This window comes from Geomonas sp. Red276, from assembly GCF_054784495.1.
Genome location: NZ_BLXW01000016.1, coordinates 19618 through 33114, shown reverse-complemented (window position 1 = coordinate 33114; position 13497 = coordinate 19618). Strand labels below are relative to the sequence as shown.

The window sequence follows — 13497 nt, the reverse complement described above, 5'->3', positions numbered from 1 at the left end:
ATCCGCCGGTTCACCGACCGGGTGACCAGGCGCCGTGAGGGGCTCTGGTGGGAGCGGACCTTGATCGGCAGGTTTCCTCCAATGAGACTGCAGGGGCCACCACACCCATGAATTATTTGTCTTGAGGCGCGAGAGCCGGGTACGATAGAATGGATGTCAGTACAGGCAAGCTATCCAGCAGTACCACGCGCCGGTGTCGACTGTTTTTCATCAGGGACCGCAATGAACGGACAGTAGCGATGAACTGTTCCGGTTTCACATAGGTAGCAATGATAAGGATCGTAAGCGACGCCATATTCAGTAAAATCTGTATCACCGAGCCCGAAATTGCACGGAGAAAGCAGCTGGTGCAGTTCGAAAGCGGTGACATGGCCATCCTGGCAGGGTGCAGGCCCTGCATCGAGCGACAACTGGAAGAGATCGTCGCCGAGTTTTTCTCAGTGGTAGGCTCCGACCAAGAGGTGGCCGCCCTGATCGGTGACGGCGAAACCTTCCAGCACCTCCACGCAGCCCAGCGCAACTACATAATGGAACTGTTCGACGGGGTCACCGACCTCGCCTATGTCACCAACCGTCTGCGGATCGGGCTCCTTCACCAACAGTTGAGGGTGCAACCGAAGCTCTACCTTTCGGCGATGAGGGTTCTGAAGGAGATCCTCTTCCGGGCGCTGGAGAGGGGGATGGACGAGCCGCAGAGGGTGGTGGCCTCCTGCCGCGCCCTGGACAAGCTCCTCTACTTCGACATCACGCTGGTCTTCGACACCTACACCCACAGCCTCCTGAGCGAGGTCGAGAGCGCCCGCGACCGGCTGGCCAGCTACGCGGCCGACCTGGAGGCGCAGGTCGAGGAACGGACCCGGCAGCTGGAGGGGAAGATCACCGAACTGGAGAGAGCGCTCTCCCGGGTAAAGCGGCTGGAGGGGGTCATTCCCATCTGCGGGATCTGCAAGAAGATACGGGACGACCACGAGAGCTGGCAGCAGCTGGAGCTGTACATCTCCGAGCACTCGGAGGCGCTTTTCAGCCACGGCCTTTGCCCGGATTGCTATCAGAAGCAGATGAACGAGCTGAAGGCCTTCAAGGACGCGAAGGCAAACGGGAAGGTCGAAAAGGAAGGAAAGTGAAAGGGCGGCCCGTCAGGCCGCCCTCCTCGTTTTGTAGGACGTTGAATATCCCCTCGCCCCCCTTGGGGGAGAGGGTGCCCGAAGGGCGGGTGAGGGTGCTTTACCCGGCCTACCTCGGCTCCTTCGGCCCTTTCCCCGGCCCCACCGACTCCACCCGCGGCACCACGTTGGCAAAGAGCTTCCGGGCCATCTCCCTGACCTCCTCGGCATTCACCTCGGCCAGGGCCTGGAGCGAATCGGCGATCGCCTCCGGCGCCCCCAAAAGCGAGGTGGTATTGGAGATCCTCCGCACCTGGGTTTCCACGTCGTCCAGCGCCATCAGGCGGTTACTCCGGATCTGCTCCTTTGCCGCCTCCAGCACGTCATCGGTCACCCTCTCCTCGCTAAACCTCATCACCTCGGCATGGCAAACCTCGACCGCCTCCTGCGCGCGCTCCGCACTGGTCCCGCAGTGGATCATGAGTCCGGCGGTGTCGGTATAGGTCGACATCATGGAGTAGACGGTGTAGGCGAGGCTCCTGCGCTCGCGGACCTCCCTGAACAGCCGCGAGTTCATGCCGCTGCCGAGGATCTGGTTGAAGACGGCCAGCTTGTGCCGGTGCTCGTTGCCGGCAGGGGGAAGCGGATACCCCATGTAGAACAGGGTCTGTTCCATCGGCCGCTCGTAATGGGCGCTCTCCGCCACCGCCGGCTGCCATCCCGGCTCCGCACTGCTGGCCGTCGGGCGGCCGGGGGGAAGGGAGGAGAGGAGGCGGTGCGCCAGGTCGACGATCCGCTCGTGCTCCACGTCCCCCGCCACCGAGACGATGGTCCCCCCGGAAAGATAGTTGGTGAATTTGTGCTCCAGCAGGCGGTCGCGCGGGATGGACGAGATGGTCTCGGCGGTGCCGAGGATCGGGGTCCCGAGGGGATGGTTGCGCCAGAACCCCTGGTGGAATTGGTTGTAGATGAAACGGCCCGGGGTGTCGCTGTTCATGGAAATTTCCTGCAGCACCACCCCCCGCTCCTTCTCGACCTCGGCGTGCGGCATGGTGGCATTGAGGTACATGTCCGCCAGGATTTCGAAGGTCGGGTCTATCACCGAGGCGAGCGAGATGGCATAGAAGAAGACCTCCTCCTGGCTGGTGTAGGCATTGGCCCGCGCCCCGATCCTGTTAAAGTCGTCCATGATCTCGTCGGCACTGCGGGAGGGTGTCCCCTTGAAGAGCAGGTGCTCGATGAAATGGGAGGCTCCGCCGGAATCCCGGGTCTCGTTCCTGGTACTGCTGTCTATGCGGATCCCGATGGCGGCGCCTTGCATGTGCGGCACTCTCTGAGTCACTACACGGATGCCATTGGGCAACGTCGTCAGATTTACGTCCGGCAGCTTTTGATTCATTATCACTCACTCCTGTAGGTGTGCGGTTGGAAAGTGGTCACAACGATTATAACATTCGGGGGGACTTCAGCTAGAAGTTGATTGCGGGGAGGGGGAAAAGGTCATACTGGCGGCTGATTAAAGAGAGGAAAAAGGTCGGTGTAGGCCGGGGGAGAAAAGAGATCCATATCCCCTGGAGAGATCTCTTTAGGGGAGAGGGGGAGGGGTGAGGGAGGTTTCGAGGCGAAAGAGCTCCCTCACCCGGCCTTCGGCCACCCTCTCCCCTAAAGGGGCGAGGGTAAAATTTGATCACTTGAAGTCGGCGTAGGTGGAGATGACGAAGTTGCGCTCCTTGGCGTCCTTCTCGTGGCAGCCGAAGCAGTCGCGTACCGGGTCGAGACCGGAGGGCTTGCCATCGGGGGAGAAACCGGCGAACTGCCAGCCGCCGGATGCGGTCTGCTTCTTGTCCTTCTTCATCACCACGATCATGGTCCTCTTGCCGGGGAGCTGCTTGCCCCCCTCGTTTTTGATCGAGTAGTTGACCGCCACGAACTGGCTCCCCTCGGGGTACGGACCGCCGGTCTTGTACCCTTTCATGGCTTTCTTGTCGACGTAGATGTAGTGGATGCCGTAAAACATCGACTTCCTGTCGGGCTCCACCCTCGCCTTGCTCTTCGCCCATTTCTCGTACCCCCGGGGAAGCGAGACGCTATCGGCGGCAAGGGCGGCACCAGCCGCACCGATGAGGGCTCCCACGGTCAACGCGATGGCCACTGTATGTTTCATGTTTCCTCCTGATGATGTTGTAGTCGCCCTGGGAAAAAATACCACAGGCCGGCGGCAATTAAAAAACATTTAATTACCCGACATCTGCTCCTGCATGGTGGTGCGGAATTCGGAGAAGAGCGGGGCATAGACCGTGACCACCGTCTCGCAGAGCTCGTCGGCCACCACCTTGAGATAGCTGTTGCCGGCCTTCCTCCTGCTGCGGATCATCTCCAGCCATTTGTCGCCCGCGCTGATCAGCCCCCGTTCGAAGGCCTCCCGGGTCACGTCCCGGAATCCCACCAGTTCGGTGCCTTCGTACTCGAAAAACTCCATCATGGCATTCCAGGCGAGCTGGTGGGTGAACTCGAAGGTCTTGATGAGCCCCTGCAGCTCCACCGGGGTGAGCTCCCGCTCCTCCCTCAGCTTGATGGCATCCTCAAGCCGGGACAGGGCATCGGTGAACTCCATGAAGGTGCGGTGCCAGCGTTTTTTCCCATCGTTCATAGCATCTCCAGTCGAGGCCTGTTTCGGTGCAGCTGGATGGCCCCCTCGGTTGCGTGACAGTCAGTCGACCCAGCCGTGGCCGGCCCCGCCGGAGGCGGCAGGAGACCAGGGGAACTCCCGCAGGTGGTCGGCGAGCTCGTCCTTGTGGTAGCGGTCGATCTTCTTCACCAGGAGAATCACCGCCATCACCGCCGGCAGCGTGAAGATATAGACGCCGGTGACCGCCATCAGGTTTTCGCCGATGTACCAGGTTACCGACAGGTTGAAGGCCACCACGCAGAGATAGAGAAAGGGGGCATAGAGGGCGCGGTAGGGGGCCCGGACGATGCCCGCCGGCTTCTCCTTCCCCTTTCCCACCAGGCGGTCGATCAGCTGCAGGGCGGCGATCATCACCGCGCTCACCAGCCACCAGCCGAGATAATTGGAGAAGGGTACGCCGAAATGGACGCCCGCCTCGCGGTAGCCGTAGATCTGCCCCAGGAACCAGCGGTGCCCCTGCAGGGCCACCGGGTCGGTGACGATGTCGAGAAAGACCTGGAAAAGGGAGCCGAGCAAGAGGGCCGACAACGAGCGCCGGATGCGCCCGGTCTCCAAGAGGACCAGATCCCCCTTGCCCCGCTTGACCGGGGCCAGCACCAAAAGCGCCGTGCAGTAACTGCAGTAGCAGAGAAAGACGTAGGAAAGGGAGTCGAAGAAGGGGACGCCGGCGATCCAGAGCTCGCGGCTCTTGGTGGTCTCGATGTAGTAGTACCAGCCGTAGGGGAAACCGTTGTTGATGGAGGAGAACTCGGAGGCGAAGGCGATGAGGTAGCCTGCCACCGTGAACCAGAGAGTCTTTCGCCACCCGAGGTGCAAAACCGCCGCCACCAGGTAGCTCGCAAAAAACGCGAATACGTAGGGGCGCATGGTAAAGGTACCCACCGCCACGTTCAACCAATCAGCCATTACATCCTTCCACATGCCTGCTGCCGACGACCATCCCGACCGCGTCGGCAGCGTCCTATCCACCAAAGTAATTACCACTTCCGCCGGCCGCCCGTCCCCCCCATCCTCGGGGCACCCTCCCCTTGCAGGGGAGGGTGCCCCGAGGTTAGAAGAGCGTCCCGACGATCGACCCCAGCACCGAGATGGGACCGGTATCCCCCAGCCCCTCCATGGCCCGTTCCGCCTTTTTAAGGGTGGCAGTGGTATCGCGGTAGAGCTGGTCCTCGTTGACCAGCCTCCCGATGGTACCCTGGCCGGAGTTGATCTTCTGGGTGACCTCTTTGACGTTCTTCGAGGCGTCACGCAGGTCGTTGTAGAGGGAATCGTCCTTTACGAGCTTGCCGAGAGTCCCCTCGCCGCGGTTGATCTGGCCGGTGATGTCCTTGAAGTCCTTGAACCCCGCGTTGAGATCCTTGACGCCGGTCTTCAGGTCGGCAACCACCGATGACGCGTCGCGGTACATGGTGTCGTCGTTGATCAGCTTCCCGAGCGTCCCTTCGCCGTTGTCGATCCTGGTGGCGATGTGCTTGAAGCTCGTCATGGTGCTGCTCGCGTCCTGGTAGAGGGTCTTGTCGTTCAGAAGCAGCGCCAGCGAACCGTCGCCCCGGTCGAACTTCCTCGTGATGCTCGCGATGTTGGAGAGGGACTCGGTGATGCTGCCGCTGTTGGCGCCCAGGATGTCCGAGACCTGCTTCATCACCCGGTCCTGGTTCTTGTTGAGGCTGTTGACCAGATTCTTGGCGTCCTTGACCACGTCGCTCAGGTTGTCGACGATGATGTCGATGTTGGCCACGTCCTTGCCGCGTACCGTCCCCCCCGGCTCCAGAGGCGGCGCCTGCGGCGAGCCGAAGGAGAGCCCGAGGAACTGGCCGCCGAGCAGGTTGGTGAGCCTAAGCCCCGCCACCGTGTCGGTCTTGATCTGGGTCCCCGGCTTCACCTCGAAATCGATCTCGATCTTGTCGGAGAGGATCTGGATGTGGGTGATGCGGCCGACGTCCACCCCGGCCAAGCGGACCGGGTCGCCGACCTTGAGGCCGGTGATGCTCGACAGGTAGGTCTTGTAGGGGACGTTCTTCTCGAAGGGATTCCATTTTTCCCCCACCTCGAGAAGCACCCCGAGCACGACGAGGCCGAGGATGAAGAAGATCCCGACCTTCTTTTCTACCGAAATAGCCATAGACAAAAACCCTCCGTACTACGGGCGGCACAAAAAACGAACCGAAAGGGGAAACAGGCACCGTACGGGGCCACCCCCCTACATGAGCACCCTGGTCAGCACGTAATCGGCGACCAGGATCAGCATGAAAGAGAGTACCACACTCCTGGTGGTGGACTGGCCGATGCCGCGGGCGCCCCCCGAGGTGGCGAAACCGACGTAGCAGGCGACCAGCGCCACGATGGACCCAAAGACCACCGCCTTGGTGAGACCGATCCCGATCTCTTTGATCTTCAAGGCGGCGGTGAGACTGTCGTAATAGGTCGCGTAGGAGACGAAGATCTGCGGGTGCAGGTTGCTGATCAGCGCCCCACCGACGATGCCGATGCAGTCCGAGTAGATGACGAGGGCCGGCACGCAGATGATGCAGGCGATGAAGCGCGGCATGGCCAGGTAGCGGACCGGATCGATGTCGAGCGTCCGCAGGGCGTCGATCTCCTCGTACACGGTCATGACCCCGAGCTCGGCCGCCATGGCGGAACCGACCCGGCCGGCCACCAGGAAACTCGTCATGACCGGCCCGAGCTCGCGCACCATGGAGTGCCCGACGATGGCGCCGATGATGTTCTGCCCGCCGTACTTCTGGAGCTCGACTCCGGTCTGCAGGGCCAGCACCATCCCGACGAAAAAGGCCATGACGGCCGCCACCGGGAGGGTGTCGTAGCCGATGATGGCCATCTGGGTCAGGATGCTCTGCACGTTTCTGGGGGCCTCCCGGAAGTAGTACAGGGTCCTCCACAGGAGGATGAGCATCTCACCGAGGACCTGGTGAAAATAGAGTATCCTTTTCCCCAACGGCTCCAGGAACTTGGTCACTTCTTCCCCCATTTCAGCCCGTACGGGATCCAGAGGAGGGTCAGCTCCCGCTCGTCGCCGGTACGTTTCAGGCCGAACAGCCCCTTCAAGAGCTTGAACTCGCTCTCCGTCTTCAGCCCGCGGTAGGAGACCAGCGGGAAAAGCTCGTAGGCGAGCTCGTCTCCCCGGCGCTCCTTCCAGTAAAGGTTCCACAGAAACGAGGTGGCGGAGTTGCCGTCCTCGTCCCAGCGGCTTTGGTACAGCCGCCAGAGCGGGGCCCAGTTCTTCTCGATCCCTTCCTTTTCGAAGAGCACCGGCTCGACCGGAGCGGGCAGCGAGATGGACGAGATGCCGCTCGGCGTCCTCTTGTAGAGGAACAGGGGCCAAAGCGCCCGGCTCACCCGGTCGCGGCCGTCCTTGGGCCAGGTCTCGCGGCTTCCCCGGTACAGGAAGAAGAGGACGCGGTCGGTCTCCCGGTCGAACTCCTTGGAGCGGAGCTCCTCGTGCCGGTACAGCGGCCAGAGGTACCAGCTCTTCTCCCCGTCCGCGTACTGGTCGTGGGAGTACAGGGGGAGGAAGTTGTTCGAGTTCCGTTTTTCTCCCCGGATGGTGGAGACGAAGGGCCAGAAGTAATCGACCTCTTCCTGCTTCTTCTCCCGATCCACCTTGTACCCCATGAACGGCCAGAGGTAGCTCCGCGAGCTCGCCTTAGGCGACTCCATCCGGGAGTACAGCGGGAAGAAGGTCAGCTGCGACTTCGGATTGTCGGTGTTGAGCCCGGTATCCCACCAGGTGAAAAGCGGCCAGATCAGGTAGTGCTTTTTGTACACCCCTTCTTTGGCCGAATGACCGTAGAGGGGGAAGAACTCGAAACCGCTCTCCTTTTCCCCGGAGGTGGTGGAGAAGATGGGCCAGAGATAGTGCCGGGTGGTGGTCCCCTTCTTCACCGTGCTTCCGTAGAGGGGGAACATCACGAAATGGTACTCGTCCCGCCAGAACCGGTCGTAGATGTCGCCGTAGAACGGAAAGTAGGACCGGTACTCCCCGTGGCTCTCCGAGCGCCCGGAGATGTAGAAGGGGAACAGCATGGTCCCCTGCTCCTTCTTCCCGGCACCCTCGTCCTTACGATAATCGGTCTTTTGAAAGAGCCGGAAGACCTCGTAGGTATCGGCGAGCGGCGTGGTCTCGAAAAACGCCGACGGATAGAGGAAGTAGGTCGAGGTCGTCTCGTTTTTCAGGTTGTCGGTGCGGTAGAAGAAGGGACGAAAGGCGGTCTCCCTCCCCTCACCTTTCTTCTCGATCTTGATCAGCGGCCCCAAGATGGAGAGGTTGCTGAACCCCTCGGCGGGGCTGGTCCGGTAGTCGAGCAGCGGCCAGAGGGTGAAGATGGTGCCGTGGTCCGCCGCTTTGGCAGCCTCGGCCGCCTCGCAACGCGGGACAGGAAGGGCCACAAGCGCCGCAATGACTACGGCGACCACTGGCAGTAGTATCCTGGTAACCCGCGGGATGAAAGACATAAGGAGGAATAGTAACGTCTGCAATTAGCCATAGTCAATAAAAAACGTGGTTTAGCTTACCGAAAGTTAAGCTTATCGCAGAGAAAAACGGAGGACCAGATACAATTCCCCCCAAATAGGGGCAGCAGAGTCATTGTCTCCTGCCTCATAGATTTTTTTGCCCACCATCGACAGAGGTGGCAATGTCCACCATCAGATCGCAGGGTGGGGAGCCCTCTGCCCACCTTTCTCTCCAGCCGCAATTGTGCCCACCGATGTCGGAGCGGCCGAAGCTAAGTGCTGCCCCGCTTCAGGAAGTCTCTTTACGACGGGATTAGTCGCCAATTCTGACGCGGCAGACAACAGGTTGGTATTATTAACAGCAGATGGGGCAACGTCTAGCAGGGTTTGAATAGATGTCGCGGCAACTCCCTCCACTGGGGGGAGCGCGCCAAAACATGCGGAGAAAGGCCTAGGTTTCCTGAAGGAGGCCGCATTTAAGAGGTGTACATCACCCCTTGCTTGGATAGCTCGTCAGAATCCCATGGAATCTAGCTCCTGTGTTGTGGGTGGAGGGGCATATTGACAGTTGACCGGCATCCCTTGCTTGGATAGCGGATCGAGATGGCATGAAAGGAGGTTCACGCGTTGCGGGTGGAGCCCACATTAACATGGCCACTTGCACCCATAACATCGTTGAGACGTCAACGTATGGTGGGAAGAGGTTCAAGTGTTGTGGGAAGAGGTTCAAGTGTTGTGGGAGGAGGTTCAAGTGTTGTGGGAGGAGGTTCGCCAAAAATGTTAACGGGCACCCCTTACTTGGGCACCGCATCAACACGTCACCAGAGGAGACTCCCGTGTCGCGGGAGGAGGCCACCTTGACATATCCACCGGCACCCTCTACTCGCTGACTCGCCTACATGCCATGGGAAGAGGCGCTACTATTACGGGAAGGGACGCACGTTACACTGTCACGGGCACCTCTATTCAGGTGACGCGTCAACATCCCGTGGGAGGGTGATCCAAGTGCCGTTTTTTAGGAGGGAAGGTCCGGGTTTGTAGACGGATTTTGCAGTTAGGTCATGGCCAACAGAAAAATAGCCGGCGTCAAGATCGATCAAGACGCCGGCAAGTTGGCCTGATGCGGGGGCGATGGGAGGGGTTTCAAGTCACGAAGGTGGAGACCGGTTTGGACCAGTCGCTTACGCCGTTTTCGGTGATATCCCGGTACCTGAAGAAGGTATTGGCACCGGCTGTACACTCCATTTCCATCCTGGAATTGGGAGGAAACACCGCCTGTTCACCCCATGCCGCCTCATCTGCAGGATTGCCGGTGGTGGTCTGCACCTCGCGGCTGATAATGTTAGGTCCCCAGGGTGCCTCAAGGAGGACCTTTTTCGCTTCGGCAAGGTTTACCGCCACGGGTTCCTGGGGCGGGGCCGAAGCGGCAGACGGAAATGCGTTCGCAATCTGCGAGCTGCTGGTTTTGCCGTGCCGCTGCCGCAACGGGAAACCCGAGCTGCGCAAAGCGGCAAGGTTATCGCCTGCGGTCATCTCCACATAGTGGGCGAGCCTGTCCAGAAGGTTCTGAACTTCCCCCGCCACCTCGTTTCTGGTGGCAATGTTGTCCCGGTCCCCCCTGCCGCCAGCGATGATCCAGGAGTCGTACTTGTCTGCCAGGGCAAGACAGATAGCGAGCGACAACCCTGCCGCCCACGGTTCAGTGAAATTGGGGTTGCCGGTCATGTGAACGATTACGCCGCGGAAAAATATGGACCGCGCCGTGTGGGTCATCCCTGCGGTGCTGCTCTTCAACTTGCTGCCCATAAGAGCCTCCTTGTTGGGAGTTTCCGTTTTGGGTGCCGGCCCCAGCATTAGGTTGATTTAACATTAGATATTATTAACCTGATAATAACAAGGAAGGGGCCGAATGCAAGCGTGGGGGGATATTTTATGAACCGATGAGGCAGCAGACTTTTGGTCTCCTGCCTCATCGGTTTCATTCGAGAAAGGTTCCCGGTGGCCGACAGTTAGTACTTGCTGTCCGCGTAGTCGACCCAGCCGCCGGCCAGGACCAGGGCCTTGTCGAAGGGGGAGAGCTCGAACTGGATGGTCTCGCTCTTCCCGCCGCCGGCAACGGTCAGCCTCTGGTTTTCGACGTCGACCTCGATGGAGGCGTCAGTCGCGCCGGCGTAGCCGAAGAGGCGCTCGATCTGATCGGCCGGAAGCTCGATGGCCGCCATGCCGCAGTTGAACATGTTCTGCCGGAAGATGCGGGCGAAGGACTCGGCGATGACCACGTTCATGCCGTTCACTTCGAACACCCACGGCGCGTGCTCGCGGGAGGAACCGCAACCGAAGTTGGCGCGGGAAACGACCACGCCGCACTTGAGGGTCTTTTCCGACTTCGGGTCGAAACCGGGGAGTTTCAGGTCTTCCAGGAGGTAGGGCTTCAGGTCCTCCTTGGTGATCTCGGTCAGGTACTTGGCCGGGATGATTTCGTCGGTGTTTATGTCGCTACGGTCCAGAAAGAGGGCCGGGCCGCCAAAACTCTTCATATCGTCGATCTCCTTGTCAGTTAGAGGTATTTGCGCGGGTCGGCAATCTTACCCTCGATGGCGCTTGCCGCGGCGGTGGCCGGCGACAAGAGGTGGACCATGCCGCCTTTGCCCATGCGACCCATGAAGTTACGGTTGGTGGTGGAGGCGCAGACTTCGCCTTCGGCCAGGACACCGTTGCTCATCCCGAGGCAGGCGCCGCAGGTCGGGTTGGTGACACAGAAACCGGCTTCCATGAAGATGTCGATCAGCCCCTCGGCGGTGGCCTGCTTGAAGATCTGCGGGGTGGCCGGGGAGAGGATGCCGCGGACGTTGGGGGCGATCTTCTTCCCTTTGAGCACCTGGGCGGCGATCCTCAGGTCCTCGAGGCGGCCGTTGGTGCAGGAGCCGACGTAGACCTGGTCGATGGGGGTACCTTCCATCTCGGTCACGCTCTTCACCTGGTCGGGCTTGTAGCCGAAGGTGCAAAGCGGGGTGAGGTTGGAGAGGTCGAGGTCGATGACCTTCTCGTACTGGGCATCGGCGTCGGAGCACCAGGCGGAGTAGGCCTTGAGCGCCTCGTCCTTGGAGGCGAACTCGCCGGAGATGAACGGCCAGAGGTACTCGACAGTGACCATGTCCGGCATGCAGATGCCGGAGGTCCCGCCCGCCTCGATCGCCATGTTGCAAAGGGTCATGCGGGATTCCATCGACATGGAGGAGACGATCGGTCCGCCGAACTCGATGACGCGGTCGGTGGCGCCGTTGACGCCCAGTTCGCCGATCACGCGGAGGATGGCGTCCTTGGCGTAGACCCCTTTGGGGAGCGTCCCGTTCAGGTTGACCCTGATGGTCTTCGGCTCACGGAAGGCGCAGACCCCCTTGAGGATGCCGACTTCCAGGTCGGTGGTCCCCACCCCGGCGGCGAAGGCACCGAAGGCGCCGTGGGTGCAGGTGTGGGAGTCCCCCATGATCACGGTGTTGCCCGGACGGATGAAGCCCTTTTCCGGGAAGATGGCGTGGCAGACGCCGTTGGCACCGATGTCGAAGAAGTCCTTGATCTCGTGGCGGCGGGCCCAGTCGCGGAGCATCTTGGCCTGGGTGGCGGTCTTCGAGTCCTTGGAGGGGGTCACGTGGTCGATGACGGCCTTGATCCTGTCGGTGTTAAAGACACGGTCCTTGCCGCGGGCCATCAGGTCGGCGATGGCGATCGGGGTGGTGATTTCGTGACACATCACCACGTCGACCTTCAACACCTTGGTCCCGGCAAACGGCTCATCGACAAGATGGGCCGCGAAAATCTTCTGTGCGGTTGTCATACCCATGGGTGGCGTTCCTTTTACGTTAGTGGAATAAAATTGTCATGGTTGCCACAATAACCAAAGCAAAGGAACAAATCAAATTAATAATTGTTCAACGATATTAAACATTTGCCTTAAAGTTTCAGCATGTTATAATAGATCCCCATTCCAAGAGGGGAGCTTTCTCACATGCAACTGCGCTTTACCAGAACCAACGGCGAAATTGACCGACTGATCGACGAACTGCTCGACAAGGCAGGGGGAATTCATCACCCGGCACTGGCACGGGAGATGATTATCTCCGCTCTCAAAGCCGGGCAGGACACCGATTACCTTGCCGACTTGAAGCTCCTGAGCAACACCATGAAGGAGATGCGCTACACCACCCTGGTGTTCGCTCCCTACCGTCACACCAAAAAGGTAACCATCTTCGGTTCGGCCCGCACCCTCCCTGAAGAGGAGATGTACCAGAAGTGCGTGAACTTCAGTAACCTCTTGGCCGAAAAGGGATACATGATCATCACCGGCGGCGGTGGCGGCATCATGCAGGCCGGCAACGAGGGGGCCGGGAGCGATCACTCCTTCGCCGCCAACATCAAGCTCCCCTTCGAGCAGTCGGCCAACCCGGTCATGGTCAAGAACCCGCGCCTCATCACCTACAAGTACTTCTTCAACCGCAAGGTCGCCTTCGTGAAGGAATCCGACGCCATCGCCGTCTTCCCCGGCGGGTTCGGCACCCTCGACGAAGCGATGGAGGTCTTCACCCTGGTGCAGACCGGCAAGACCTCGCCCAAACCCCTGGTGCTGGTGGATGACGAGGAAGGCTACTGGGAGCATTGGTTCAGATTCATGAAGGAGCGACTGCTTCTCAAGGGTTTCATCTCGGCAGAGGACTTCTCGATCTTCACCATCACCAAGAGCTACGAAGAGGCAGTCCAGGTCATCGACGACTTCTACACCAACTACCACTCCATCCGCTTCGTCAACGGCGAGCTCATCATCAGGCTCACCAAGGAGCTCACCACCGAGCAGATCGAGATGCTCGAAAATGAGTTCCCGGAGCTGCGCCTGTCGGGGAGCCGCATCCAAGCAATCCCGCCTCGACCGGAAGAAGCAGACGAGCCGGACCTGCTCTCCCTCCCAAGGCTCGGGTTCCGCTTCCACCACCAGCACTACGGGCTGCTGATCGCCTTCATACGGCGGCTCAACACCTTCTGAGCCGGCTGATTTTGAAAGACAAAAACCGGTTATGAAGAAAATATTTTCTTGACAAGCTTATTATACGATGTTAATTTTTTTCCCGACGCCGCTGGTTTCCGAGACTGATACGCCGAAAAGCCAAGGAGACTCTCTCCTTTGTGCCGATTCAGGCACCTATAGCTCCGGGAAACGCAGCAACCATCGTAGATCCGGCT

12 protein-coding genes are annotated in these 13497 nt (G+C 60.1%); 2 read left to right on the top strand and 10 right to left on the bottom strand.

Annotated features, from left to right (window positions below):
* The first annotated feature begins 269 nt into the window (after positions 1-269).
* Positions 270-1124, top strand: coding sequence for a globin family protein (locus ACYVL5_RS12550; RefSeq protein WP_460595919.1), 855 nt, complete (start codon positions 270-272; stop codon positions 1122-1124).
* A gap of 109 nt (positions 1125-1233) precedes the next feature.
* On the opposite strand, the gene ACYVL5_RS12545 is transcribed toward ACYVL5_RS12550, so the two are convergent.
* The 10 genes from ACYVL5_RS12545 to ACYVL5_RS12500 all read right to left on the bottom strand — a co-directional run bounded on the left by ACYVL5_RS12545 (position 1234) and on the right by ACYVL5_RS12500 (position 12106).
* Complete coding sequence (locus tag ACYVL5_RS12545) at positions 1234-2502, bottom strand: M16 family metallopeptidase (RefSeq protein ID WP_460595918.1); 1269 nt, start codon at positions 2500-2502, stop codon at positions 1234-1236.
* A 288-nt stretch (positions 2503-2790) separates the two neighbouring features.
* Positions 2791-3267 carry a cytochrome P460 family protein gene (locus tag ACYVL5_RS12540; RefSeq protein WP_460595917.1) on the bottom strand — a complete coding sequence of 159 codons (477 nt, stop codon included), beginning with the start codon at positions 3265-3267 and terminating at the stop codon, positions 2791-2793.
* 69 nt (positions 3268-3336) lie between these two features.
* Positions 3337-3753 (bottom strand): HI0074 family nucleotidyltransferase substrate-binding subunit, encoded by a 417-nt coding sequence (locus ACYVL5_RS12535; protein ID WP_460595916.1) that lies wholly within the window; start codon positions 3751-3753, stop codon positions 3337-3339.
* 60 nt (positions 3754-3813) lie between these two features.
* A complete protein-coding gene (locus tag ACYVL5_RS12530; protein WP_460595915.1) occupies positions 3814-4698 on the bottom strand; it encodes a carotenoid biosynthesis protein in 885 nt (294 codons plus the stop codon).
* A gap of 145 nt (positions 4699-4843) precedes the next feature.
* The gene (locus ACYVL5_RS12525) at positions 4844-5914 is read right to left on the bottom strand and encodes an MlaD family protein (protein ID WP_460595914.1); all 1071 of its coding nucleotides are present in this window, start codon (positions 5912-5914) and stop codon (positions 4844-4846) included.
* A gap of 78 nt (positions 5915-5992) precedes the next feature.
* Complete coding sequence (locus ACYVL5_RS12520) at positions 5993-6769, bottom strand: MlaE family ABC transporter permease (RefSeq protein ID WP_460595913.1); 777 nt, start codon at positions 6767-6769, stop codon at positions 5993-5995.
* Positions 6766-8226, bottom strand: a complete 1461-nt coding sequence (locus tag ACYVL5_RS12515; RefSeq protein WP_460595912.1) for a hypothetical protein — start codon at positions 8224-8226, stop codon at positions 6766-6768. The genes ACYVL5_RS12520 and ACYVL5_RS12515 overlap by 4 nt, the downstream gene beginning before the upstream one ends.
* Before the next feature lie 1182 nt (positions 8227-9408).
* On the bottom strand, positions 9409-10071 hold the full coding sequence (locus ACYVL5_RS12510; protein WP_460595911.1) for a hypothetical protein: 663 nt from the start codon (positions 10069-10071) through the stop codon (positions 9409-9411).
* A gap of 203 nt (positions 10072-10274) precedes the next feature.
* Positions 10275-10802, bottom strand: coding sequence for a 3-isopropylmalate dehydratase small subunit (locus ACYVL5_RS12505; protein ID WP_460595910.1), 528 nt, complete (start codon positions 10800-10802; stop codon positions 10275-10277).
* A gap of 20 nt (positions 10803-10822) precedes the next feature.
* Positions 10823-12106, bottom strand: a complete 1284-nt coding sequence (locus tag ACYVL5_RS12500; RefSeq protein WP_460595909.1) for a 3-isopropylmalate dehydratase large subunit — start codon at positions 12104-12106, stop codon at positions 10823-10825.
* Positions 12107-12271: 165 nt separating this feature from the next.
* On the opposite strand from ACYVL5_RS12500, the gene ACYVL5_RS12495 reads away from it, so the two are divergent.
* Positions 12272-13300, top strand: a complete 1029-nt coding sequence (locus ACYVL5_RS12495) for an LOG family protein (RefSeq protein WP_460595908.1) — start codon at positions 12272-12274, stop codon at positions 13298-13300.
* Positions 13301-13497: the final 197 nt, after the last annotated feature.